The organism is Halobacillus sp. Nhm2S1 (assembly GCF_019599545.1).
Lineage (GTDB): Bacteria > Bacillota > Bacilli > Bacillales > Halobacillaceae > Halobacillus.
This window is the reverse complement of record NZ_JAIEZV010000001.1, coordinates 911,795-937,067: the sequence shown is the minus strand read 5'-3', so window position 1 is coordinate 937,067 and position 25,273 is coordinate 911,795. Positions and strand designations below refer to the sequence as shown.

Annotated in this window: 26 protein-coding genes; 17 read left to right on the top strand and 9 right to left on the bottom strand. The window is 44.0% G+C overall.

Annotated elements, in window-relative coordinates; all coding sequences use genetic code 11:
• Positions 1 to 205 precede the first annotated feature (205 nt).
• The 3 genes from K2225_RS04840 to K2225_RS04830 form a co-directional block, all read right to left on the bottom strand.
• Positions 206 to 664: a DMT family transporter gene (locus K2225_RS04840; RefSeq protein WP_220583723.1), complete on the bottom strand. Its 459-nt coding sequence runs from the start codon at positions 662 to 664 to the stop codon at positions 206 to 208.
• Positions 665 to 676: 12 nt separating this feature from the next.
• Complete coding sequence (locus K2225_RS04835) at positions 677 to 1,108, bottom strand: DMT family transporter (protein ID WP_220583722.1); 432 nt, start codon at positions 1,106 to 1,108, stop codon at positions 677 to 679.
• 65 nt (positions 1,109 to 1,173) lie between these two features.
• Entirely contained in the window at positions 1,174 to 1,491 is a 318-nt protein-coding gene (locus K2225_RS04830) for an ArsR/SmtB family transcription factor (protein ID WP_220583721.1), read from the bottom strand.
• 100 nt (positions 1,492 to 1,591) lie between these two features.
• On the opposite strand from K2225_RS04830, the gene K2225_RS04825 reads away from it, so the two are divergent.
• A complete protein-coding gene (locus K2225_RS04825) occupies positions 1,592 to 2,224 on the top strand; it encodes a hypothetical protein (RefSeq protein WP_220583720.1) in 633 nt (210 codons plus the stop codon).
• Positions 2,225 to 2,321: 97 nt separating this feature from the next.
• Entirely contained in the window at positions 2,322 to 2,546 is a 225-nt protein-coding gene (locus K2225_RS04820; RefSeq protein WP_146813904.1) for a hypothetical protein, read from the top strand.
• A 54-nt stretch (positions 2,547 to 2,600) separates the two neighbouring features.
• Here K2225_RS04820 and K2225_RS04815 read toward each other — a convergent pair whose 3' ends face one another.
• A complete protein-coding gene (locus K2225_RS04815) occupies positions 2,601 to 2,786 on the bottom strand; it encodes a YjzC family protein (RefSeq protein WP_220583719.1) in 186 nt (61 codons plus the stop codon).
• A 306-nt stretch (positions 2,787 to 3,092) separates the two neighbouring features.
• On the opposite strand from K2225_RS04815, the gene K2225_RS04810 reads away from it, so the two are divergent.
• The 3 genes from K2225_RS04810 to K2225_RS04800 all read left to right on the top strand — a co-directional run bounded on the left by K2225_RS04810 (position 3,093) and on the right by K2225_RS04800 (position 6,263).
• Positions 3,093 to 3,719: an FMN-dependent NADH-azoreductase gene (locus K2225_RS04810; RefSeq protein ID WP_220583718.1), complete on the top strand. Its 627-nt coding sequence runs from the start codon at positions 3,093 to 3,095 to the stop codon at positions 3,717 to 3,719.
• Between the two features lie 177 nt (positions 3,720 to 3,896).
• A complete protein-coding gene (locus K2225_RS04805) occupies positions 3,897 to 4,871 on the top strand; it encodes a cation diffusion facilitator family transporter (protein ID WP_220583717.1) in 975 nt (324 codons plus the stop codon).
• Between the two features lie 84 nt (positions 4,872 to 4,955).
• Complete coding sequence (locus K2225_RS04800; protein ID WP_255574211.1) at positions 4,956 to 6,263, top strand: Glu/Leu/Phe/Val family dehydrogenase; 1,308 nt, start codon at positions 4,956 to 4,958, stop codon at positions 6,261 to 6,263.
• Positions 6,264 to 6,298: 35 nt separating this feature from the next.
• Here K2225_RS04800 and K2225_RS04795 read toward each other — a convergent pair whose 3' ends face one another.
• Together K2225_RS04795 and K2225_RS04790 are read right to left on the bottom strand one after the other, a co-directional pair.
• Entirely contained in the window at positions 6,299 to 7,732 is a 1,434-nt protein-coding gene (locus K2225_RS04795) for an aldehyde dehydrogenase family protein (protein WP_220583716.1), read from the bottom strand.
• 9 nt (positions 7,733 to 7,741) lie between these two features.
• Positions 7,742 to 9,376, bottom strand: a complete 1,635-nt coding sequence (locus K2225_RS04790) for an acetolactate synthase large subunit (protein WP_220583715.1) — start codon at positions 9,374 to 9,376, stop codon at positions 7,742 to 7,744.
• 137 nt (positions 9,377 to 9,513) lie between these two features.
• On the opposite strand from K2225_RS04790, the gene K2225_RS04785 reads away from it, so the two are divergent.
• The 6 genes from K2225_RS04785 to K2225_RS04760 all read left to right on the top strand — a co-directional run bounded on the left by K2225_RS04785 (position 9,514) and on the right by K2225_RS04760 (position 16,044).
• Positions 9,514 to 9,933: a hypothetical protein gene (locus tag K2225_RS04785; protein WP_220583714.1), complete on the top strand. Its 420-nt coding sequence runs from the start codon at positions 9,514 to 9,516 to the stop codon at positions 9,931 to 9,933.
• Positions 9,930 to 10,277: a hypothetical protein gene (locus K2225_RS04780; RefSeq protein WP_220583713.1), complete on the top strand. Its 348-nt coding sequence runs from the start codon at positions 9,930 to 9,932 to the stop codon at positions 10,275 to 10,277. Before K2225_RS04785 ends, K2225_RS04780 begins: the two co-directional genes overlap by 4 nt.
• 175 nt (positions 10,278 to 10,452) lie before the next feature.
• Positions 10,453 to 11,928 (top strand): PTS mannitol transporter subunit IIBC, encoded by a 1,476-nt coding sequence (locus tag K2225_RS04775; protein ID WP_220583712.1) that lies wholly within the window; start codon positions 10,453 to 10,455, stop codon positions 11,926 to 11,928.
• A gap of 424 nt (positions 11,929 to 12,352) precedes the next feature.
• Positions 12,353 to 14,446, top strand: coding sequence for a BglG family transcription antiterminator (locus tag K2225_RS04770; protein ID WP_220583711.1), 2,094 nt, complete (start codon positions 12,353 to 12,355; stop codon positions 14,444 to 14,446).
• Positions 14,447 to 14,459: 13 nt separating this feature from the next.
• Positions 14,460 to 14,897 (top strand): PTS mannitol transporter subunit IIA, encoded by a 438-nt coding sequence (locus tag K2225_RS04765; RefSeq protein ID WP_146813884.1) that lies wholly within the window; start codon positions 14,460 to 14,462, stop codon positions 14,895 to 14,897.
• Between the two features lies 1 nt (position 14,898).
• Positions 14,899 to 16,044: a mannitol-1-phosphate 5-dehydrogenase gene (locus K2225_RS04760; protein ID WP_220583710.1), complete on the top strand. Its 1,146-nt coding sequence runs from the start codon at positions 14,899 to 14,901 to the stop codon at positions 16,042 to 16,044.
• A gap of 204 nt (positions 16,045 to 16,248) precedes the next feature.
• Here the strand turns inward: K2225_RS04760 and K2225_RS04755 are convergent, their stop codons facing one another.
• Positions 16,249 to 16,992, bottom strand: coding sequence for an IucA/IucC family C-terminal-domain containing protein (locus K2225_RS04755; protein ID WP_220583709.1), 744 nt, complete (start codon positions 16,990 to 16,992; stop codon positions 16,249 to 16,251).
• A 212-nt stretch (positions 16,993 to 17,204) separates the two neighbouring features.
• On the opposite strand from K2225_RS04755, the gene K2225_RS04750 reads away from it, so the two are divergent.
• The 4 genes from K2225_RS04750 (at position 17,205) to K2225_RS04735 (ending at position 22,981) form a co-directional block, all read left to right on the top strand.
• Positions 17,205 to 19,037: an IucA/IucC family protein gene (locus K2225_RS04750; protein WP_220583708.1), complete on the top strand. Its 1,833-nt coding sequence runs from the start codon at positions 17,205 to 17,207 to the stop codon at positions 19,035 to 19,037.
• Positions 19,018 to 20,946 (top strand): IucA/IucC family protein, encoded by a 1,929-nt coding sequence (locus K2225_RS04745; protein WP_255574210.1) that lies wholly within the window; start codon positions 19,018 to 19,020, stop codon positions 20,944 to 20,946. The genes K2225_RS04750 and K2225_RS04745 overlap by 20 nt, the downstream gene beginning before the upstream one ends.
• A 21-nt stretch (positions 20,947 to 20,967) precedes the next feature.
• Positions 20,968 to 22,146 (top strand): type III PLP-dependent enzyme, encoded by a 1,179-nt coding sequence (locus tag K2225_RS04740; protein WP_220583707.1) that lies wholly within the window; start codon positions 20,968 to 20,970, stop codon positions 22,144 to 22,146.
• Between the two features lie 181 nt (positions 22,147 to 22,327).
• A complete protein-coding gene (locus K2225_RS04735) occupies positions 22,328 to 22,981 on the top strand; it encodes a lysozyme family protein (RefSeq protein ID WP_370632706.1) in 654 nt (217 codons plus the stop codon).
• A 49-nt stretch (positions 22,982 to 23,030) separates the two neighbouring features.
• On the opposite strand, the gene K2225_RS04730 is transcribed toward K2225_RS04735, so the two are convergent.
• Both K2225_RS04730 and K2225_RS04725 read right to left on the bottom strand, forming a co-directional pair.
• Positions 23,031 to 23,444 carry a DUF3021 domain-containing protein gene (locus K2225_RS04730; RefSeq protein WP_220583706.1) on the bottom strand — a complete coding sequence of 138 codons (414 nt, stop codon included), beginning with the start codon at positions 23,442 to 23,444 and terminating at the stop codon, positions 23,031 to 23,033.
• Positions 23,445 to 23,446: 2 nt separating this feature from the next.
• Positions 23,447 to 23,899, bottom strand: a complete 453-nt coding sequence (locus K2225_RS04725; RefSeq protein WP_220583705.1) for a LytTR family DNA-binding domain-containing protein — start codon at positions 23,897 to 23,899, stop codon at positions 23,447 to 23,449.
• Positions 23,900 to 24,102: 203 nt separating this feature from the next.
• On the opposite strand from K2225_RS04725, the gene K2225_RS04720 reads away from it, so the two are divergent.
• Positions 24,103 to 24,993 carry a TIGR01777 family oxidoreductase gene (locus tag K2225_RS04720; protein WP_220584016.1) on the top strand — a complete coding sequence of 297 codons (891 nt, stop codon included), beginning with the start codon at positions 24,103 to 24,105 and terminating at the stop codon, positions 24,991 to 24,993.
• Between the two features lie 54 nt (positions 24,994 to 25,047).
• Positions 25,048 to 25,239, top strand: a complete 192-nt coding sequence (locus K2225_RS04715) for a hypothetical protein (protein WP_220583704.1) — start codon at positions 25,048 to 25,050, stop codon at positions 25,237 to 25,239.
• The last annotated feature ends 34 nt before the right edge of the window (positions 25,240 to 25,273 follow it).

The window sequence follows — 25,273 nt, the reverse complement described above, 5'->3', positions numbered from 1 at the left end:
TTTGATTGGGTTGTCGACCTGTAGGGTGCTCATTTAGTCCTTTTCTAAAGGATTTAGTAAGGAAAAAGAAGCGACGGCTTACTTTTCATGCTCAGGTTTTGGGTATATGTGAATAGTCTGATCATGGACAAAGTATCCAATTGATAAAGTCTCAAGAATATCAGAAGAAAGGAATGGTTCATTGATGAGAGAAAGGGTGGTACAATCAGCCACCCTTTACTTGTTTTTTGTCTGCGATATAAATGAAGCGGAGGGCGATGAGCATGAGAAGAAATGACAGTCCCCTTTTCCAATCAAAGAGGATTTGATTTCCTCCAAACCATCCGTAATGGTCGATCATAATGCCAGCCCCTAATTGCCCGATGATCGTTGAGATGTTTGTGGCGATTACACCGATTTGGGGCACAGCAAGTACGGTTAGAAACAAATAGCCCACGCCAAACCATACAGCACTCAACTGCCATTTTGGAGCTTCTAATATTAAACCGATCTCACCATCACCAAAAAACAAGACGAGAAGGAATAAAATCAGGGCTCCGGTAATGAATGTAAGAAAAGTGGTTTCATAAGTGCCTGCTTTTGTACTAAGGGAACCATTGATCGAAGATTGTGCACTTAGCATCGTGCCTCCAAGTACTGCGGCCAATAACAATAGAATAGCCATTTCAAATACCTCCTACGAAAAGATTAAAAACAAAGAAATGGTCATAAGCAGGACGGCCATCACTTTTTCTTTTTTTACTTTGTTCGCCTTGCTGCCCAACCATCCTTTATGTTCGATAACCATGCTCATCGCTAACTGACCGACGATTACGCTGATCATCGCAGCACCTACTCCCACGATTGGAATGGCGAAAATTAAAATTGTCAGATAGATCACGCCCAGAAAACCTCCGCTTAACTGCCATTTGGGAGCTTTGAATGTGTGACTCAAAGACCCATGACCTAAGAAAAGAAGAACAATTCCTAAAATAATGGAACCGACGAAAAAATTATAAAAGCTGCTTTCTAATTTTCCTACGGTTTCTCCAAGCTCTCCATAAATGGCTCCTTCAATGCTTAAAGAAACTCCTGCAAATAGTGCGAAAAGATAAATACATGCTTTCATATACACAACCCCTTTCATATCTACATATCTCTAATTGTCGATATGTTTACGCTAAAAAAAGAGCCTTACAGCTCCTTCTTTAGAAATTCAGCTACCTCTTGAATGACAGCCTCATTCCGACGGTAGTACGTCCATTTTCCGTGGCGCTCGGATTCTAGAAGTCCGGCACTCTGCATCATGGAGAGATAGTGAGAGACCGTTGATTGTGACATGTCGGCTTTTTCCTGTATATCTCCAACACACACGCCTCCCTTTTCACTGATGTTCTTGGATAAATGAGCCGTCGGCTTGTCGAAATGGGCTTTTGGCTCTTTTAACCATTGCAGCATATCCAATCTCTTTTCGTTGGCCAACACTTTGAAAATGTCTACGTAGTTTTTCATAGGCCCATACTAATCGATGATTTTCGATATGTCAATCCATTGATTTCAGCAAGGAATTTTAAGTGGAGAAGCGAATCTAGAGAGAAAGGGGGGAATAACTGTGACTGATCAGAGACTAGAGAGATCTTTGGAAGAATGGGCACAAAAAGCAGGACTTGGTTTGGATTCAGAAAACATCACTATTCAGTACATATGGAATCCTGGAGGGTTTGTCAATCAGTCCTATCAAATCTCGGATGGGGAGAAGTGCTTGCATGTAAAGTTTGTTAAAAAGGATCATATAGCAAGGCTGAAGCAGTGGGCACATATTCACGAGTATTTGACAGAAAATTATCATGTTCCGAAGCTGCTCATGGAAATCCATGAAGAAGTCATCCCTGGTCACCCCTATGGTCTTGTGTTTGAGTTTTTTGAAGGAGACACATGGAAGGGGCAGGCGTGGCAGGGTGAAATCTTAGCAAATGCTTCCTTGCTCTGGCCTTGGGTTTATAGTAAAGACTGGCCGATTTGGGAGGAGAAAGTAAGAGACCTTGCAGGAAAGCAGGTAGTTGAGCGCATGAGGCTTTATTTTAAGGCCAAGTTGTTAGATGACGTCATTGATGTCCTCGCGGATTATGTAGAAGCAGAAAATTATCCTGAGGTGAAAGAGCGGACCCAGCAGAGAGCGAAAGCCACTCATCTAAGAGCGCTTGAGTTATATATGGCGCGTGATGAAATGTCCCTCTATGAATGATGCGAACGCGTAAGAAAGCTCTTGGAATTCATGGGCATGTTTGTCTCTCTTTTTACATATCCTACTAGTAATAGAGGATCATTTAGGGAGTGACAAAATGGGTTTCACATATGGAAAAGATGAATTGATTGGTGACTTGCAGCAGGTGTTTGCCAGACACAATGTCCAATCCGTCCGCGTTAAAGAGCCCGGTACGTTGTTCCGTGTGGAGTCAGATGGTTCACTCACAATTGGAATTGGGGCGACGATTACGTCCTTTGAACGTCAGCCAGATGAAAAACAAGCGCCGACATTAAAGGTGATTAATGGTAAGAAAAAATGACGAAAAGTCCTGGGCAGGGGGATGTCCAGGACTTTTCTATGTGTTGTGTGTAGATTATGCTTTCTTCCAGTAAGCTGCTTCTTTACTGGAGCGAAGAGGTGGGAACGTATCTCCATTGCTCAACTCGATATGTTTCTCATCCTCTGTTACATCATTATTTTTACGACCATCCACTAAACCATCAAATTCGTAAGTACCTGCTTCTGGAGCTTGTTCACCAGTCTTGAAACGATCAGCCATTTAGAAATACATCCTTTCGAAATTGGTTTTAGTTGTGCGCACATAAGCTATATAACCGCATAGAGAGAAGTGAAAACCTCTTTTTGTAAAAATGTTACATTTGGAGGATTTTCCATGTTCCGAGCCTTGTGGATTGACAAGTAGATGATAAGTTTATAACATAGATCACGTTGAATAGTTTGTGTAGCAACATCTTGAATTACGGACATAAAACCTATATCCACGTTCTAACAGCTATCATTAGGTTTAACCTCATAACTTTAGGTTGCTACAACAACTAATTTTATATAAATGGAGGTTCACACGATGACAAAAGTACTTTTCGTAAAAGCGAATTCCAGACCGATGGAGCAGTCTGTGAGCGTCAAACTTTACCACACATTCTTGGATAACTATAAAAAGGTTCACCCGGATCACGAAATAGAAGAACTGGATTTGTTCGAGGAAAGCCTTGATTACTATGACAATGATAAAATTAATGGTATGTTCAAGCTTTCCAAAGGCATGGAGCTTACTCAAGCTGAAATTGAAGCGACAAATACGGTAACAGCATACTTGGATCAGTTCCTAGCTGCAGACAAAGTTGTATTTGCATTTCCGCTATGGAACTTTACCATTCCTGCTGTCCTCCACACGTATTTCGACTACCTGGCACAAGCTGGACAAACGTTCCGCTATACAGAGGAAGGACCTGTCGGATTGCTTCCTGATAAAAAGGTGGCCATCTTGAATGCCCGTGGTGGTGTTTACTCTGAAGGACCAGCAAAATCTGCTGAGATGGCCGTTAATTACGTGGAAAATATCCTGCAATTCTGGGGAATCGAAGATATCACGACACTTGTGGTCGAAGGTCATAACCAATTCCCTGATCGCGCGGAAAAAATTATTGAAGATGGCCTGGAAGAAGCCGCATCGGCAGCTGTTTCTTTCTAAACCATCACAAAAAATGGCATCCCATAATGGGGTGCTTTTTTTTATGATTTTTAATGGAATAAAATGTAAGACCTGGTACGGAAGAATATGTAAGACCTGGTCAGACATTTTATGGAATGATTTCCGCTCGATCTTGAGAAACTATGGAGAGAAGCTGGGGATGGAAAGGGGTAAGGGATGAAAGAGCTATTCGTCTTGTTGAAAAAAGGCAATAAACCGGCTTTATGGGCGAGCATCATTAACGGGACTATTGCGTTGATCAAAGGCATTGCCTATTTCATTACAGGTAATGTGGCGATGTTTGCGGAAATGATGCACAGCATTGGTGACATGGCCAACCAATTCTTTGTATTCATCGGTTCAGCTCTTAGTAAAAAAGCACCGACCGATAAATTTCCGAATGGGTTTGCCCGACTTGTAAACCTTGTATTGCTTGGTGCTGTCATCATCGTCGGCATATTGGCATACGAAACGATCAAAGAAGGAATTCATCACATCCTTCATCCTCCAGAAGCAGGATCCTGGCTTTGGCTGAACTTGACTGTACTTGGAGTTGCTGCAATTCTTGAGTCTTTTGTGTTGTACAAAGCAATGAAAGAAGTCGTCCAAGATATCGGACAGGAGAATGTCAAAGGCATGGAGGTTGTAAAAGTAAGTTTGGCAAACATCGGAGAAGCAAAACCTGCTACGAAGTTGGTTTTCCTGGAGGATATGGTGGCTACATCAGGTGCTTTGATTGCGATGATCTCGATCTTAATTGCAACTTATACCCCTTTTCATACAGCTGAAGGCTATGCTTCTGTCATCATCGGATTGATGCTGTTTTATGTGGTCGGTCGAATCTTCTTAGACAATGCAGCAGGTGTACTTGGGGTAGCGGATGAAGAAATGGAAAAGAAAATCGGTGAATTCGTATTTGAACATCCTGAAGTACAGGACATACAAAAGCTGATGGTCATGAAAGAGGGAGAAGAGCTGCATGTGGAACTGAAGCTTGAGTTCGATCCGGATATGTCGATCGAGCAAGTGGATCGCGTCCTCGATGGTATTGAGAAGAAAATCCTGAGTCAGCGTGGGGTCACAGAAGTGATCATTGAATCAGATGAAGATGATGATCAATTGTCATACGATCCAGATAATAATCAAGTGTAATGAATTGGAAATAATTGTATGACCTGGTCAGGAGGAAAATGTAAGACCTGGTGTAGAAAAATATGGAATAGATGAGGTGGGAATATGGGTAAGGAAAAGTACGATAAAGTGGAATCGGATATTATGACGCATGGACATAATCCTTATGAAATCGTTAAGGGGTTACTGAAGGAATCGGTGGAGACACTCGGTCTTCATGAGAACATCTACCATTTGTTGAAGAAGCCGATGCGCGTTTTTGAAGTTTCGATCCCTGTAAGAATGGATGATGGACGAATTGAGAATTACACGGGATATCGGTCTCAGCATATGGATATCCTTGGACCTACGAAGGGCGGGATCCGTTTTCATCCGGATGTCAATCTAGATGAAGTGAAGGCGCTCTCTATATGGATGTCCTTGAAGGCTGCAATCATAGATCTACCATTTGGTGGTGGTAAGGGTGGCATCATTGTGGACCCTGAACAACTTTCCGAACGCGAGTTGGAGCAGTTAAGTCGCAATTACATTAAAAAAATCACTCCGATCATTGGTCCTCAGAAGGATATCCCTGCTCCTGACGTCAACACAAGCCCTAAAGTCATGGGATGGATGATTGACGAATTCGATCAGCTCCGGGGATATAACATTCCTGGCATGCTGACAGGAAAACCAGTGGTTCTCGGAGGATCACTCGGTCGTCTTCAAGCCACGGGACGAGGGGTAGTTTTCACAATTCGTGAAGCGTGTAAAGTCCTCGGAATTGAAATGGGAGAAGCGACAGCCGCCATTCAAGGGTTTGGTAACGTAGGAAGTATGACGGCTAAGTTCTTGCATGAATTAGGTGTGAAAATTGTAGCTGTGACGGATGCTAAAGGCGGAATTTACAAAGAAGGCGGATTGGATATCCCTGATTTGCTAGCTTATACGAACGGTGGGGATCAGTATGCTTCTTCTTATGAAAAAGCAGAACCGATCACAAACGAGAAAATGTTCAGCCTTCCGGTAGATATTCTTATTCCGGCAGCAGTTGAAAATCAGGTTACGGAAGAGACGGCCCCGACGATTCAAGCAAAAATCCTGGCCGAGGCCGCAAACGGACCAACAACTCCAGCAGGGGACCAAATTCTTGAAGAGAAAGGGATTTTCGTCATCCCTGATATCCTCTGTAATGCCGGCGGAGTAACAGTTTCCTATTTTGAATGGGTGCAGAACAACATGAATTATTATTGGAAAGTGGACGAAGTGAACAAGCAGCTGGAAGAAAAGATGCTCTCAGGGTTTGAGAAGGTGATTGAAATGAAAGAGGAAAAAGGGTGTCGGATGCGTGATGCAGCCTATATGGTAGGTATCAAGCATTTGGTAAAAGCGATGGATGCCCGTGGTTGGATTGGAGAAAAAGAAAATCATTAAAAAACAGTCGTCCTACCAGGGCGACTGTTTTTCGTTTATCCATTTAGTCGAATGCCGTAAAACTTCAATTCTGTCATATCTTCCACCGCATATTGGACACCTTCTCGTCCAATTCCGCTTTGCTTTACGCCTCCATAAGGGTGGTTGTCCTGCCGATAAGTGGACATTTCATTGATCCAGACACCACCCATTTCCAGCTGATCGGCTACACGAAAGGCTCGATCAATGTCTCTTGTGAAAATACCTGCTTGGAGACCATAGATAGAGTCGTTTGATTGACTAACCACTTGGTTTTCAGATGAAAATGGAATGACTGATACAATCGGAGCGAATACTTCTTCAGCGATGATTTTCATATCGCTTTTCACATCAGTCAGGATGGTGGGGCTTAATAAAGAGCCCTCACGCTTGCCCCCGGTTTCAATTTTTGCTCCATTTTCCACGGCGTCATCAATCCACATTTTGGCGCGTTTCGCTTCATCCTCATTGATCATCGGACCAAAATCCGTCTCTTCGCTCATCGGATCACCGATCTTCAGTTCTTCGGTCTTTTCTATGAACGCCTTTAAGAAGCGATCGTAGATATTCTGATGCACATAAATTCGCTGCGCGGAGATACACACCTGTCCTGAAAAGGCAAATGCGCCTTTAACTAAACTTGGAACGGCATAGTCGAGGTCGGCATCTTCAAAAAGAATATTAGGACTGTTGGAACCGAGCTCGAGCGTCACTTTCTTAAAACCTGCATTCTCGCGGATCGTGCGTCCTACGGGCAGGCTTCCGGTAAACGTTACCTTGTGGATTTTATCATGCTTCACAAGGGGGTCTCCGATTTCTTTTCCAGTTCCAAGCAGCAAGTGAATAGCCCCCTTTGGTAGTCCCGCCTCATGGAGAAGCTTCACGAGTTTGTAGGCGGATACCGGCGTTTTCTCCGCTGGTTTTAATACGATCGTGTTGCCGGCTGCAATAGCTGGTGCGACTTTATGCAATGTTAAGTTCAACGGAAAATTAAAGGGTGTGATTGCCGCGACGACCCCGAGCGGCACCCGCTTCGTGAAACCGACCCGGTTTTCTCCACCGATCGCTGCATCCATCGGAATGACTTTTCCTTCGATATGCTTGGCTTCTTCTGCCGCAAAACGGAGGACTTGAATCGAACGCTGCACTTCACCCTGACTATACTGTAAAGGTTTCCCTGCTTCCTTAGTAATAGCTTCAGCAAATTCCTCCTGGCGCTCCTCCAAAAGTTGGGATGCTTTCAAAAGAATGTCCGCCCGGTCATGAGCAGCCATTTTCTTCATCGTCTGATGAAATGTATCGTAGCTGATGTCGATCGCCTTGTTTAAGTCTTCTTCTTTAGCTAAGGCCAGATCCGCAAAAACCTCCGCATTGTAAGGACTTTTGACCGTCATCGTCTCGCGGTCATCTTCGCGAAATTCTTCACCGTTGATAATTGATCCGATTTTCATGATTTCACCTCATTCGCATGTGATATTTTTTAGTTTTTCCGTCAGTTTCATGTTTTCGCTGTAGTCGACAGGGCAGTCGATCAAGACAGGTTTATTCATGGAAATCGCTTGGTCCAGAGCTTTCTGCAGATCTTGGGTTTGGTCGACACGTAAAGCTTCCATGCCGAAAGACTGAGCGAGTTTGATAAAGTCCGGGTTGCCAAATTCAATGTTCGATGGACGGTCGAATTTTTTCATTTGGTGCCATTCAATCAGCCCGTAGCCATCGTCCCTCCAAAGGAGAATGATGATCGGCAGGTTCAGCCTTACCGCGGTTTCGAGTTCTGCACCTGTCATAAGAAAAGAACCGTCTCCGCAAACAGCGACTACGTTACGATTCGGAGCGGCCATTTTGGCTGCAATCGCTCCTGGAACCGCTACTCCCATAGAAGCAAGTCCATTGGATATCAGGCAAGTGTTGGGCTTGGATGTATGATACATACGGGCCATCCACATTTTGTGTGCGCCGACATCTGAGATGACGATGTCTTCATCTCTCATGGCGTTTCGTAAATCCGCAATGATTTTTTGCGGTTTGATAGGAAAAGCTTGATCCTCTTGATGTTCTTCAAAGTCTGCCAGTACGTTTTTACGGATGGAAGCGGCCCAGTCAAGATTTCTCTCTTTTTCCGAAACAGCTTCTGTCAGTTGTTTTAAGTTCTCTTTGATGTTTCCGACAACGTTCAGGGAGACAGGGTAGTACGCATCAATCTCTGCTTCCTCCGTATCGATATGCAAGATTGGGGTTTGCCCGGTCGGATTCCAGTTTTGCGGCGGTGTTTCTGCCATATCAAAACCGATTGGAATGATTAGATCAGCTTTTTGAAAACCACAGGTGATATGATCTTTTCCACTTAGTCCAGCTGTGAGAAGACTAAGTTCGTGTTTCCAGGACAGGGCACCTTTTCCCATGAAAGAGTGAACGACTGGGATTTGCGCTTTTTCAGCTAACGCTTGTAGTTCATCTGTCGCTTGTTCCCGAGTGATTCCATTCCCTGCTAAAATCAAAGGTTTTTCTGCCTTGGTGAGAAGTTCCGCCGCTTCCTTGATGACTTTTTCATCAGCTTGTGGAAGAGAATGACCGGTAATCGGAAGAGGCTCAGCTGATACTTCCATGCTCGCCACGTCCTCAGGTAAATCAATATGGGTCGCTCCTGGTTTTTCCTGCATCGCCAACTGGTACGCTTTTCTAACAACTTCCGGGACAATTTCTCCTGTTTTAATTTGTGCGTTCCACTTGGTTACAGGAGCGTAAATGTCTACAAGGTCATAGTACTGGTGCGAGATCTTGTGTTGACGGTTGAGCCCCGCCTGACCCGTAATCGCGATAAGCGGGCAGTGGTCCATGTTCGCATTGGCCACACCAGTCAAAAGGTTGGTCGCCCCCGGCCCGAGCGTGGCCAGACAGACGCCGGGCTTGCCCGTCAGCCTTCCGTAGGTGCCGGCCATAAAGGCGGCACTTGTTTCGTGACGCGTCGTAATGAACTGGATGGAAGAGTCTAGAAGGGCATCCATGACATCGATGTTTTCTTCTCCTGGCACACCGAAGATATATTCGACGCCTTCGTTTTCTAAGCATTTGATTAATAGTTGCGCAACGTTCATATCTTTTCCTCCTTGTTTGTCTTATTTTGCGTTATCGCAATAGAAGTTATGAGTAAAAGGGTGGAGAATGATTCCATTGTTCTCACTCACGGTCGAGCGATAAAATGGAGACCGGTATTTTTGCGGGGAGGTAACGTATGAAAAAGCTTATTCATCATTTAAGAAAGAACGAAAAGCATTTACTTATAGCGGTATTTTTCTCTATCGCTATGATGATTATTGGTGGCATTTTGACAGGGACTCACCTTCAGTTTGGGAAGCAGGTCATAATCATCTCTATAGGCTTGGTGGTTTACTTGCTCTGGTTTTTAGGTGTGGATCCCATATGGAAGGGTTTCGGCCTTCTGGTTTTTGCTTTTGGATTAACTTTTGCTTTTTCCGAATTCATTGATATGGTTCCGATCACCATTTATGAGCAGTGGTTATCTGCGGATACGGTGAAAGGGGTGACCCTGGAAGGGATTTTCTTTTTGCTGATGCTGAAATTGATCAGCAAATGGACAGGTATTGAACCTTACATTGAACAGCTCATGAATAAGAAAAAAGAGTCTGGATGAAAAAGCGCCTTTCTGAGAGAGCCGTTTTATTTAGTGGTGCATTCATCCTGATTATCTTCGCTTTATTTAATCATCTATGGTGTGGGAAACAGTGGGTTGGAAGTCTTTCTTTGTTCACTGGTTTTACCATGCTCACTCACTTGGAATACTTTTCTCGCGAGTCCATCTTGCACGGTTTCATGTCCTCTACACTGACCGTTCTAATGACTTGGGGAGTTTATGAATCACTCATATCTCTTTTTCTGATTCAATTCGAAAGCTTTCTTCGAATCGGTGCGGCCCTTTTCGTTCACCATTGGATAGCAAAAGGAATAAAGGCAGGCTTGAAAAAAAGAAGAGATTGAAAAGGACGTCGGTCATAGTTTGTGACCGGCGTTTCTTCCGTTTTTTCAGCCTTTTTTAGATTTGTCACGTCTTCTATGACAAAGCTGCATTTAGATTGTCTTGAGCATAGGGGTGTAACCGCTTTATTATGAAAGTACAGAAAAAAGAGAACAAACGAGACGAGGAGGAAATCTCATGAGTGAGAAAAAACAAACAGGTGCAAGAGCTCGTGTTCAGCGGTTTGGAAGCTTTTTAAGTGGAATGATCATGCCGAACATTGGAGCATTTATTGCATGGGGTATTATAACGGCTTTATTTATTCCAGATGGATACATTCCTAATGAAGATTTAGCAGAAATGGTTGGTCCGATGATCACCTACTTGCTGCCCCTACTCATCGGTTTTACAGGTGGACGGTTGGTCCATGGACTTCGCGGAGGTGTCGTAGGTGCGACAGCTACGATGGGGGTCATCGTCGGAGCGGAGATCCCAATGTTCCTTGGCGCGATGCTCATCGGTCCCCTAGGTGGTCTAGCCATCAAATGGGTGGATAAGCTCTTTGAAGGCAAGGTCAAGTCGGGCTTCGAAATGCTTGTCAACAACTTCTCTGCTGGAATTGTGGGAGCGATTCTTGCAATCATCGGTTATTACATTATTGGACCGATTATGTCAGGACTGACAAATGTTTTAGGTTCTGCTGTTGAAGCGTTAGTCAATGCGGGATTATTGCCGCTTGTTAACATCTTCATAGAACCAGCGAAAATCTTATTCTTAAACAATGCCATCAACCACGGGATTTTAAGTCCAATCGCTGTGGATCAGACACAGGAAATCGGAAAATCGATTTTATTCTTACTTGAAACAAACCCGGGTCCTGGACTCGGAATTCTTTTGGCCTTCAGTATCTTTGGAAAAGGAATTTCCCGTCAGACCGCACCAGGGGCTGCCATCATCCACTTCTTTGGTGGTATTCACGAAATCTACTTCCCGTACATCTTGTCGAAGCCGGCTTTGATTTTAGCAGCCATCGCCGGTGGTGTAACCGGAACAACAACGTTCGTCGCTTTCGGTGTCGGTTTGACGGCGACTCCTTCTCCAGGAAGTATTGTTGCTCTTATGCCATTGACAGCCAGAGGGGATCACCTTGGTGTCATTGCAGGTGTTCTTCTTGCGACACTAGCATCATTCCTAGTCGCTTCCTTCATCCTTAAATTCAGCAAAAATGACGAGGAAGAGAATTTGAACGAAGCTACAGCTAAAATGGAAGAAATGAAAGGGAAGAAGAGCTCTGTTTCTGGACAGTTGAATTCTCAACAAGGAGAGCAAAAAGAAGAAGTGAATGAAGAGGTTTCAGAAAGAAACACAGATGTCGTTCCTTCTGTAGACCGCAGCCATGTCGATAAAATCATCTTTGCTTGTGATGCGGGAATGGGATCCAGTGCGATGGGAGCGTCTCTCCTGAAGAACAAGTTCAAGAAAGCTGGAATCCAAATCGATGTAACGAATATGGCGATCAACGATCTTCCAAGTGATGTTGATATCGTCATCACTCACAAAGACTTGACGGAACGTGCGGTACAAAGAGTACCAGGTGCTCACCACATCTCTGTTGACAATTTCTTGAATAGTCCGAAGTATGATGAACTCGTAAACGAACTTAAATCTGAATAACAACTCTAAAGGCCTGATCCTGCGATCGGGCCTTTGTATTCTTTTTCAAGCTTCGAACTTTTAAAGCTGCTAATAGTACTGAAATTGCTAATAAGAGTTCAAGGGTCTGATTAGATGTCAAATTCACCGATAAATGACAAAAACCCGCTGATAAACGTAGGAAATTCACCGATAAATGACCAAAAGCCACGGATAAATGCATGAAACCCGATAAATGTTCAAAAACCTTTGATACATGCGACCCGCGTTGATTATCTAGATCGTCATGCCATTTTTAAAAATAAGGATAGGTTATTAAATTTTGTCACAGATCGTGTGACGAAGATGACTTTTCTAATCATTGAAAACCCTTACGATGCAACCTATCATAGAAGTATAGAAACCATAGTTGTTAAATCTTGTCCTTGAAGGAGGTGGATCAGGGATGTATGTGACAGGTCGTGAAAGAAAAATTTTAGATCGCCTGCTTGGTCAGGAAGAGCAAGTGACCGTAAAACAATTGGCCAAAGAACTCGATATCAGCACAAGAACGGTGCATCGGGATTTGAAAGGGTTGGAAGATCTCCTGGGCGAAATGGAGTTGTCACTCGAGAAAGAATCCGGGGGCGTCCTTTTGATAAAAGGACCTTTGAATAAGATGAAAACGCTGAAAATGGAGTTGAGGAAGCAAGCTTCGGTGGATTATACGCCGGAAGAGAGGCATGTGTTAATTTTATCTAAACTCTTGGAAACTCGTGAACCTGTCAAGCTTGTGGCGATTGCAAATGATCTTGGTGTCACGGTAGCAACGATCAGTCATGACCTTGATAAGATTGAAGAACACCTCAAGGACTTTCAATTAGAACTTGTTAGAAAAAGGGGCTACGGTGTTGAAGTAGTCGGAGATGAATCCGGCATTCGAGAAGCCATCAGCCAATTGATTATGACCCACATGAACGAGCCTGATTTTTTCTCCATGGTAAGACAGAACATCCAGGAAGGGAATCAGACGGTAGAAGATTCTTTATCCACACAGTTGCTGGACATCATAAATAAAGAAACGCTTGCGCTTATCGAACATCATGTCGATGAGTTGCGGAAAGACTTATCGTACCCTCTCGCAGATAGTGCCTATATAGCCTTAGTCGTACACCTCGCTTTAGCGATTGAACGTATGCAGCAAGGGGAAAAGATTCATATCGATGAAGCACAGTTGGAAAAGCTTCGTTCTACAAAAGAGTACACGTTTGCGGAAGGCTTGATCGATCAATTAGCCGGCGCGTTCCAACTCTCTATACCAGAAGCGGAAACCGGCCATATTACGATGCATTTGATGGGAGCCAAGGCCAGGTACAATCGAGATTCTTTGCTTGAGGACTCAAGTATGAGTATTGCTTTTAAAGCGAAGCAGCTGATCGCTAAAGTATCTCGGCGTGTAGGGATGGATTTCAACGAGTATGATCGTTTATTGAATGATCTTGTCGTCCACTTGAAACCTAGTGTGTACCGTTTGCAACATAACATGGATATCGAAAATTCATTTACTGATCAGATGGAAGAAGATTACCCTGTTTTGTTCAAAGAAGTGGAAAAGTCGCTTCAGGAAGTTTTTCCAGGATTGCAGTTCCCGCGTGAAGAAACCGCCTTTATCGTCATGCATTTTGCATCGGCGCTCCTGAACATGGAAGGTGTGGCAGGGATTAATGTCCTTGTCGTTTGTTCGAGCGGTATCGGCACGGCTAAAATACTGGCGGCCAAACTACAAAAGAAATTCAATGAAATTGAGCAGATTGAACACCATTCTCTGTTTGATCTTGAAGGAATGGATAGAGCTCACTACGATTTAATCATATCAACCATTCGTCTTGTGGATATAGAGGATTATGTGCAGGTGAGTCCTGTATTACCTCAAAAGGATATTCACAAAATTGAGCATGCGATTCGACGTGTGCGTGTGACGAAGCAAATGAGAAAGCCGGCAATGGTACAAAAGATCCAGGATGAGAAGTCGTTTCAGTCAATAAGAGAAAGCATCGAGGCTTATGAACGCTATGCTCATACCATGAGAAAGCTTCTTGATTATCTAGTTGTGACAAACATAGATGCCTCTCATGTGGACCGTGCATTGGAACATGCGGTGGGGGATTTAAAAGAAAGTGGAGCTGTGTCTGATGTGCAAGGCATTGTTCGCCACTTGCTGGAAAGGGAAAAAGTCGGCGGTCTTGGGATCCCGGGTACAAAACTCGCGCTCTACCATGCTCGTAGTTCTTCCATTGACGAGCCTTCCTTTTCGGTTCATATCTTGACTGAGCCTTTGAAGGTGCAGGGGATGGACGGAGAAGAAATGACCATCAAAACGATGCTCCTTATGCTCGCACCTGAAGCACCGAGTCAAGAAGGGTTAGAGACGTTGAGTTTCATTAGTTCTCTCATTATAGAAGATGAAGAGTGTACGTCGATATTAGAATCAGAACAGGAGGAGAACATCCTCCATTATTTAGCCAACCAACTTTATACGTTTTTAAAATCAAAAGGATAAGGGAGTTTTTATAATGTCTACAAACATTTTGAAAAAAGAAAACATCGAATTGAACAAGAGCTTGGCAACGAAAGAAGAAGCTATCCGCTATGTAGGAGGCATTCTCAATGAACAAGGCTATGTAGATGAAGCTTACATCGAAGAAATGCTGAAGCGTGAGGAAATCACATCCACTTTCATGGGGAACTTCGTAGCCATTCCACATGGTACAGAGGATGCGAAGAAAGCCGTCAATGAAACAGGTATTTCTGTAGTTACCGTACCAGAAGGCGTTGATTTTGGAGACGGAAATATCGTTAAGCTCCTTATTGGGATTGCTGGAAAAGGCAACGAGCATTTAGAAATCCTTTCTCAGATTGCTATCGTTTGTTCGGAAGAAGAGAATGTTGAAAAATTGATTGCAGCAGAAACGAAGGAAGAAGTTCTCCAGACGTTCAGCGAGGTGGAGTAAAATGAAAGCTGTTCATTTTGGAGCAGGAAATATAGGACGAGGTTTCATCGGCGCGCTTCTTGATCAGTCTGGTTACGAGACTGTTTTTGTCGATGTGAACGAGACGTTGATCGATCTATTGAATGAACGCAATCAGTACCTGGTGGAGTTGGCTGGGGACGATGCTTCCATTAAGGTTAAGAATGTCAGTGGATTGAACAGTATGAAACAGCCTCAAGACGTTGTGGCTGCCATCGCTCAAGCAGACCTTGTCACGACTGCTGTTGGACCTAGCATTCTTCCTGTCATCGCAAAGCTTTTGGCAGAAGGATTAGAAAGACGTATCACAGATCAAGCAGGACCTTTGAATGTCATTGCTTGTGAAAACATGATTGGTGGATCTGAAGCATTGAAGCAACATGTGCTTGAAAGCATGGATGAAACGTTGCAGGGTCAATTGGAAGATTTGATCGGATTTCCGAATGCAGCCGTAGACAGGATTGTGCCGGATCAACACAATGAAGATCCGTTGACGGTCAAGGTTGAACCTTATTATGAATGGGTTGTGGAAACACCGGCGATCAAAGGAATTCAGCCGGAAGTCGAAGGGATCACCTATGTGGAGGACCTGACACCTTATATTGAACGTAAGCTGTTTACAGTCAATACAGGTCACGCAGCGACGGCCTATCTCGGAAGCTATTATGGACATTCGACAATCAAGGACGCGATGGACGATCATAGAGTCAAGGAAAAGGTTGCAGGCGCACTAAGTGAAACGGGAGCGGTCCTGATTGAGAAGTATGGTTTCGGCAAGAATCAACATGAGGCTTATATAGACCAGATCATCAACCGTTTCTTAAACCCGGACCTGTCGGATGAAGTCACCCGTGTGGGGCGTGCTCCGATTCGGAAGCTTGGACCGAAAGACCGTCTTGTAAGGCCGGCGGTTGAATATTTAGAACGGGTGAAAGCGGACCCGCAATATTTAGTAACTGTTATTGCAGCTGCACTGAGCTACAAAAATGAATCAGACACTGAAGCAAAAGAGCTGCAGGATAAAATTTTGGACCAAGGACTTACAGGGGCTTTTCAGGAGATCTCCGAACTAAGTAATGATCATCGATTAGTCCAATTGGTAGAAAAAATGTATAAAGACATGAACTAACTAATAAAAGCTCCCTACAATATAAATTTTGTAGGGAGTTTTCGTCATTAATGAGTAACGAGTATAGGACACAAGGTTGTGGGAAGTGTTGGTTTACCAGTTCATACAAGTTATTGTGTGACCAGGTCTTACATATTTTGGTGTACCAGGTCATACATTTATTTCCATAAAAATAAGCCCTGAGCTCTTTGGTTAGCTCGGGCTTTATTTGATGCGGTCGTCGCGCTCTTCGTCTGAAATAAGGGGGCAGGTGGGACAGCATTTTGATTTATCAGCATCGTGAAGCATATATTTCATGCAGCAGTGACGTCTGACGTAGGTTTCATTTCCATTGTCTGCCTGGTAAAAGCGGAACTTGAAATGGAGAGGGTTCCTACGGTTTTCCTTGAACAGTTCATGGGTGGTGAACCAGCGGAAAACGGTCTCTGTCCATTCATCTGCCTGTTCTTTCACAAGCGCACACTTTCGTTGGTGAAGGTTGTGAGAGACGATGGAACGCACATGTGTCGTCTTGCACTTGGACACTTGTGCGACGGTTTGGAACAATGGCTGCAAGTGCTGGGTGATGAAAGTATGAACGTATTCTTTCACTTTATCTTCCGGCAGGTCCGCAATTTTGTGAACCGCTGAATCGTCAACTATATAATTCATCGCATTTTTTTCTTTCAGTTCGATGCTGATGTTTTCAGGGCTTGCATCAATGATGACGCCGTGCTTGATCATCGTCTCGAACAATCCCATCGTGAGCACAGAATACATTTTCCCGAACAATAAACCAGTAATGGCCATGTTAGGGGCACCCAACTGATCTTTTTGTATTTCCAGTAATGCTTTCATCGCATTTTTATTTTGTATGAGGTCATCGACTTTGTAATGAGAACGGTCCTTGTATTCAGAACCAACAAAGATGCGATGATCGTTCCGAATTTGTTCAAATACTCGTTTCATATCGATGTCTCCCATTTGTAAGCTTTATTTTTGCTGATAACTGTTTTCAATTATAAAATAAAACCATTAATACAACAACTTAAGAAGCATAATGGACATGGACTTGGGAGTAAGCTAAGGTCATGGGCACAAGATGGGTCGATTACCATCCACAGATTTAGGGAATAGGCAAGTTTACAAAACTACATCATTCCTCCATGGAGGTGAATACAATGGAAGCCATAAATGTAATACAAAAGAAGTTACCGGGTTATGAATCCACTTTTTTAGAAAATATGAATCAAGCGGATCTCCTCACTTTACATCAATTAATACAAGCGACCTTTCGGGAGCGTGTCTTCCCTTTTGAATGGAGGAACGAGGGAAAGACATTGGTTTTTTATGTAACCAGTGGAGAACTTCACGTACCTGTAGCTAATCTTTACATATTTCATCACATCGATATTGATGGTGATATCCGGTTTTTGAATCGGGATGGAAATCAAGTCTTAGTCGATAAATCCGAAACTTGCTTAGAACTGCTTTTCCCGGGAAATAATCAATCCGATTTTTATAAGGAAGTCCTCAACAGTGTGACGAATCTGGCCTTGGCACTTACAGTAGCGGAGCATAGAAAAAGACAAATCGAAAACCTGGCAGAAGACGCGTTATCCTATGCAGCTACTCTCAAGAGCCCACTGAACTTTTTTGAGCAGTGGGTGATTCAAGGGCATACCATCCACCCTTGCAGCCGAACGAGAATAGGCGTGACGCCTGAAGATGTCTCCCGGTACGCACCGGAATGGGAAGGGAAGCCCAATCTCCTGCCACTGCTCGTTCATAAAGATCGATATCATATGACTTCCAAAAACGGTGAAAGCACGAAGTCCATCCTTTTGCAAGAGTACCCGGAGTTAAATATAGCCGTTCAACACATCTGTGAAAATCATGACTTAGATGCAGAAGACTATCAAATGATTCCGATCCATCCATGGCAATGGGAACATACCATCACAAAATATTATAAGGATGACTTAAAAGGAAAATTACTATTTCCGGTTAAAGATGTCAGCATCCCTACATCTGCACTCATTTCTTTCCGGTCGATGGCACCGCTAGACAATCGGTTCAAGCATCACATCAAAACCGCTGTCAATGTGCAAATGACAAGTGCGGTCCGTACCGTTTCAGCGGCATCGACAAAAAATGGTCCTACTTTATCGCGACTCTTACAAACGATCTTTAGTCGCGATCAGGGACTATCCCGCTCATTATCCGTCATGGGAGAGGAAGTGGGAATTCATTATAAGCCTGCTAAAAAAGTGAACGAGAATTTCCTGCAAAAAAATGCAGCGGCTATACTACGAGAGAACCCAGAACGTGATTTGAAAAACGATGAAGTTGCGATTCCGGCGGCTTCTTTGCTCGCGCCTTCTCCGTTTTCAGGAAAGCTGATCGTAGAAGAAGTAGCGGAGGCGTACCCTTCATACGAATCGTTCATCTATGACTATGCGAAGACGGTGCTGCCCGGTGTGCTTACATTGATTACGAAATATGGCATCAGTATGGAAGCTCATCTCCAAAATTGTGTTGTTATTTTTAAAAAAGGAAAGCCGGAAAAGGCGGTACTCCGTGATTACGGTGGCATCCGGATCCTGAATGACCGCTTAGAACAATATTTTGATGAGCAGCCAATCGACCCAAGTACAAATCTACTAACAAAAGAGCGGTCTGAGTTATTGGATGTGTTCTCCCATGCGCTTTTTCATAATCATTTAGGAGAGCTTATCGTAGCACTCGCCCGACGAACAGTTGCAAAGGAAGAAAAAATGTGGAGTCATGTGGAACACGTGATCCACGAAACATATAACCAAATGAAAGAGGATAAACAAATATCAACAGAAGCATTGCTTGATAAAGAGGAAATTCTTACAAAGCCCACGAAGATGAAGGCTCTCGTGAAAATGCGTTTGTCTGATCAATATACCGACAATCTTTATGTGGAAATTCCTCATCCTTTTTCCAAAAGAAAAGAGGTGAAACAACATGATTCTGCCCTTAACTGAACGTATGAAGTCGTGGCCTGGATTGCATAAAGAAGAAGATCAGGCCTTTCAATTTTTGAAAAGGGCATACCCTGCCTATGCTGACCTTTTTTGGGACTGCCGCGCAGAAGCAAGAAAAGGGATCTTATTGAAGCTTGCGAATTCCATTATTCGGGAGAACATAGATGGTCTATATTCGGGTGCTGAGATCCTGGAGGGCGGTGTAGCTTATCTATGCAGGACGATTCCTGCTGGTAAGGAATCACTACTGGAGAATGACCGGACTTATTTACTTGTGCAAAAGCAGGGAAACAAACTCTTATTTCCGGTCATCAATCAATCGGCTTTCCGCTTTGTCGAAGTCGATGTACCTTTGCTGATTGAGGAGCGAGGACTTCGCGCCGTATCTTCCGCCTCAGAGCTCGTCTTTCTTTTGTTTAAAAAAGAAGACTACCCAAATCGCGACACTTTTGTCCAGGAGTTGAATAATGGAACGGCAAACCTTGCCCTCGCTCTAACTATTCATGAGGAATGGAAGCAGACCGTTCGCACAGAAGCTGCCAGTATGGATGTGGATACATCCAGCGATTATGTGTTGAAAAAAGGGGAAGACGCTCATCTATTTTTCGAACAGCTTGTTGTTGATGGGCACCACCTCCATCCTGGGGCCAAGACGAAAATAGGACTGACCTATGAAGATACGGTCCGTTACTCCCCGGAGTTTCATCAGACGTTTCCAATCCGCATGGCGGCCGTGAAGAAGTCATTGATATTGAGTACAGGAGCAACGTTTGAATCCAGTTTTCCGGAAAGCGTTGAGGCTGGGCATAAGGAATTAACGGAGTTGGGATACGAGAAGAGCCTGTACACGATTCTGCCTGTCCACCCTTGGCAGTACGACCATGCGATACCGGAAATTTATCAAAAGGAAATCGAAGATGAAGAAGTGATCCTTTTATCTTCACGACCTATGAATGTAGAGGCGACTTCTTCGTTCAGGACTGTAGCTCCTAAGAGGAAAGACGCCCCTGTGATAAAACTTGCTGTAAACAGCCAGATGACGTCGACCGTCCGTTCCATTTCTACGCAGACAGCGATGAATTCTACCGTTTTCTCAACAATGATTCAGGAAATCAAAGATAAAGAGCCGCAGTTACATTCCTTTGTCCCTTTAAATGAATGGGGCGGGGCTGCTTTCCGATCTGAGGAGCGGTTAAAAAGCCGTAATTTGACGATGTTAGTACGGGAATCTCTCCAACCGCACCTGGAAGAAGGAGAAGTCGCCGTTGCTGGAATGAGCTTGTACGCCCGGTCCCCAATCAGTGGTTTGACAATCCTACATGAGCTGGTCCAGGAATTTCAGACGAAACATCACCTGAATCGGACCCAGGCAGCCAACGAGTTTTTCTATCATTATATACAAAAAGTGCTTCCAGGCTATATGACGATGATGGTCAAGTATGGAGTGGCGTTGGAAGGACATCTTCAGAACAGTGTTCCTGTATTTAAGAATGGTCGTTTAACCCGCTTCTTTTTCCGGGACTGGGGCGGAGCAAGGGTTTATCCGGAACGCCTTCGGAAACAGGGGATTTCTCCAAAGTTTGCTGCAGATTCGGTCAGTGTGACGAATGATTGTTCTTCGATGCATAACAAACTGTATTACACCGTCTTTCAAAACCATTTAGGAGAAATCATCCGTCAGCTTGTGCGGTATTCCGGACTAGCGGAAGAAACATTTTGGATGGAAGTAAAAAGAGGGGTACAGGAAGAACTGGATCGTTTGGGACTGGCGAATGAGTTGGCGGGCCAAGTGGCGGAAGATCGAACGTTCCTATTCCAGCCGACGGTCATGCATAAGTCATTGACTCAAATGAGGCTGAACAACAGTAAAGGGGATGCATACACCGAAGTGCCAAACCCTTTAGCTTGAAGAAAGTGTGAGGATGTAGTCATGAGAATTGATCAGTATATTGAAAATAAAAAACGGGTACATGGTGGTCCCATTTGTGCCTATGTTTATGATTTAGGTCGATTACGAGAGCATGTGAATACGTTAAAAAGCGGTCTTCCGGCTTTTTGCCGGCTTTTTTATGCGGTGAAAGCGAATCCTGATCCACGTATTCTAGGAACTCTCGCCCCTATTGTGGATGGATTTGAAGTCGCTTCGGCCGGGGAATTGCATAAAGTGCATCAAGAAAAAACAGTGCTTTTTGGAGCCCCTGCAAAGAAACAGGAGGAAATAAAGGAAGCGATTGATGCTGGAGTGGAAGCCATTAATGTAGAAAGTTTCCATGACTTAAATCGCATCGAATGGCTTTCAAAAGAAAGAGGAACCGTCACTCCGGTCTTGATCCGCGTCAATTTGAGTCGTGATGTCCCCGAAAGTCACCATATGATGTCCGGCGTTCCGACTCAATTCGGTGTTGATGAACGTGAAGTGCCACAGATCATACAAAAGGCGCTACAGATGGACCATGTAAGTATAGAAGGTTTTCACTTTCATGCGATGTCCAACAACTTGAATGCTGAGGCTCATGTGCGATTTATATCCATGTGCTTGGAAAAATCGAAGAGTTGGCGGAACCGCTTTGAATTGGACATCCACATGGTCGATGTTGGAGGAGGCGTTGGCATCAATTATTGGAATCCTGAAGAGGCGTTTGATTGGGACTTATTCACTTCAGGACTTCATAAAATGGAATCCCAAATGGACGGGCTGACTTTAGTGCTTGAACTGGGAAGGTACATGACGGCAGCTGCCGGATCATATGTGGCGGAGGTCATCGATGTAAAGGCTAACCATGATCATTATTTTGCCCTCATCCGGGGTGGCTCCCATCACCTCCGCCTCCCTGCTGCCTGGAAAATGAGTCACCCTTTCCGGGTTTATCCCATCGAGGAATGGAAAGCTCCCTATGAAAGGCCGGGTATGAAGGATGCGGAAGTGACCATTGCCGGAGAGTTATGTACACCGAATGATGTTCTTGTGAAAAATGAATATGTAGAAGAGCTGAGAGCGGGAGATGTTGTGATTTTTGATTATGCTGGTGCTTATGCATGGACGATTTCACATCATGAATTTTTAAGTCATCCCGAGCCGGAATTCATCTATTTGGAAGAGAAGAAATAGTCGTCACATGTTGTGGCGGCTTTTTTTGTTATAAGCAATCCTGGGTAAGAAAGAGTGTGCTTCCTAGATTAAGAGGAAATATGTAGTCCCCAATCGGCTCTATTGGATGCTTTTTTACAGTGATTTCAAGTGGGAAATGGTAAGATATAAATAGATTAGCGTCGAAGAGAGGGGGAGAAGGGTGAATAAGAAGAATGATAGAAACAGAGGCCGCTCATGGGGAGCCTTCCTTCTCCCCGTCTTTCTACTTGGACTCGTTTTCTTAACCATGAAAAGTCAGCTTGGGGATGGAATCATGAGCAGCTGGTCAACTGTTGAAGAAAAAGAACCGGACCTCCCCCAGCAGGTGCTGCAGTATGAAGATGATATTGCAATGTACGCGGAGCAGGAAGGGATCAGGGAATACAAGGATATATTGCTCGCTTTGATGACGCAGGAGTCAGGTGGACGTGGTGACGATCCGATGCAGGCGTCAGAATCCCATTGTGGGGAAGTTGGCTGTATTGACAATCCTGAGAAGTCCATCGAGCAAGGGGTTGCTTATTTCGCAAAGACATTGGAGCGTGCTGATGGGGATGTGAAACTAGCGCTTCAATCGTACAATTTTGGTGCAGGGTTCATTGATTTTGTCATGAACCATGGTGGAGAATATACGCAGGAACTGGCCATTGAATTTTCCTCCAAGAAATATGAAGAATTAAAGCATACAGGGAAATACAGCTGTATCCGTGAAGAAGCAGAACAGTATGATGCCTGTTATGGAGATATTTATTATGTAGATGCTGTACTGGACCACTATGAAGAAGATGGGGACCTACTTGCGACCTCTTCCTGATGGAGGATAAAAACGACGACAACCCTTACAGGGGTTGTCGTCGTTTTTTTTATTGGAGATGATTCAATTCCTCATTCAACTTCTTAGATTCGGACCTGAAATAGAAGTAGAAGCCGATCCATATGATCAAATAAATGAGCAAAAATGAAAGGATGGATAAAAGGGCAGATGTTAGCTGAAATGGAATCCATCCAATACCGAAGCTGATGATGAAGTAGAGCAGCGAGACGGTGAGGAAATGTAAAAGGGTTTGCTGCCAGAGTTTGAGTGTGGTGATTTCAAAGTATAAAGGCGTTACAGAGAAAAACCAGCCACAGAACATACTGCCCATCGAATTTCGGATGAAAGCATCACCCGAGAGTGTTTGAACATCCCCGAACCAAATAACGGCGAATGTCATAAGAATCGCGAGAAATGCGCCGAAGAAAATGCCGACCATGCTTCTGAATAAAAATGTTTTCATTTTTATTTCCTCCTGTTCATTTTTAACGTGTTTTTGATTTCTTTTACATAATGCCTGGACGCGTACTCTTTGGTGCCGGAATGAAAATGAACGACCAAGGTGCCGTGGAAAGAGGGTTCAAAATGACTGATTTTATATAGATTTGCGAGGACGGATTTTGAAATACGGATGAATTGGTGAGAAGGCAGCGTTTCTTGCAGTTCGTATAGCTTTTCCTTTAATTTGTATGGCCCATCCTTATGAGCGGCATGGACGATTTCTTTTTCCGTGTAGAAATACTCGATGTCCATGGGCTTGAGCAGGTGTTGACGATCTGCTCGATCTCCTACCACCAAGTCTTGTTTCTTTTCTTCCAAAGCATCCAGGATTTTTCTAATGGAAGGGTCGACTTCCTTACATTCCACTGTTACCTTTGTTTCTTCATACGTTTCATTGATATCTACAATCAGTTTCATTCTCCCTCTGCCTCCCGTCTGTCTTTCTATTGTCAGTATAGATGGGAAGGGGTGATCTGTCATGGACTGGGAGGTATGTGGCAGGAAGGGAAAGGTCAGTGGTTCCTAGTGATCGGTCACTTGCGTTGGAAAATTGTACAAATAAACAGGGACTCCTTAGAATGGATAAGAAGAAGGAACAAACGTTGAGAAGGGAGTCGATCATTATGAAAAAGGTTGTCCTGGCTGGAGGAACCGGTTTTATAGGAGAATATTTTCAAAAAAGATTCAAGGACCTTGGATATGAGGTGAAAGTCATCTCCAGAAGGAAAGGGTTCATTCATTGGGAGGATCAAGAGCTTATCGTAAAGGCTATTGATGGCGCGGATATCCTCATCAATCTAGCGGGTAAATCGGTCAACTGCCGTTATAACGCTAAGAACAAGAATGAGATTATGATTTCGAGAGTCGTCACTACGAACATCCTTGGAGAAGCGGTTCAGAAATGCGATCATCCACCGGAAGTCTGGCTGAACTCAAGTACGGCTACCATCTATCGTCACGCGGAAGATCGTCCGATGACAGAAGAACAAGGAGAAATCGGCACGGGTTTTTCCGTGGATGTGGCTACGAATTGGGAAGAAAACTTTTTCGCTTTCCGCACACCTGATACTCGAAAAGCCGCTCTCCGGACAGCCATCGTGTTAGGCGAAGAAGGCGGTGTGATGACACCCTATAAAAATTTGGTGAGATTTGGACTCGGTGGCCCACAGGGTTCTGGAAAGCAGATGTTCAGTTGGATTCATGTGGAAGACCTCTTCCGGATCTGTCTGTTTTTGAAAGAGAATCAAAAGTTAGAAGGAGTCTTTAACTGTTCAGCACCAAGCCCTGTTACCAATGAAGAACTGATGCGCCTTCTTCGGGAAAAGGCAGACCGGTCTTTCGGGCTGCCTGCACCGAAGTGGATGCTTGAAATTGGTTCGGCCCTCATTCGAACGGAAACCGAGCTTGTATTGAAGAGCAGGTGGGTGATCCCGCAAAGATTAGAGGAAGAGGGATTTACTTTTCAATATCCGCTGCTTGATCAAACCTTGGAGGAAATACTAAGCAAATAGACTAGGAGAATATGTTACTATGTAATTACAAAAAATGTAAGTGAAGGGGGTTGAATGGAGAAGAGGAAAAGACAACGCTTGTTGATCGTTGGTCTGGTGCTGATTCTTTTTATTGGAGTTTCCGCAAAAGGAAATTCAAAAATCATATCAGAATCGACGTATGAAATCCCTGAAGCTGCAGAAAAAGTAGCCATGGTCTTAGATGGGGAATGGACTCCTAAGAAGCATTTGGTTGAAATAAGGTAGTGGTTGCTCCTGAAGTGGGCAACCTTCTTTTTTG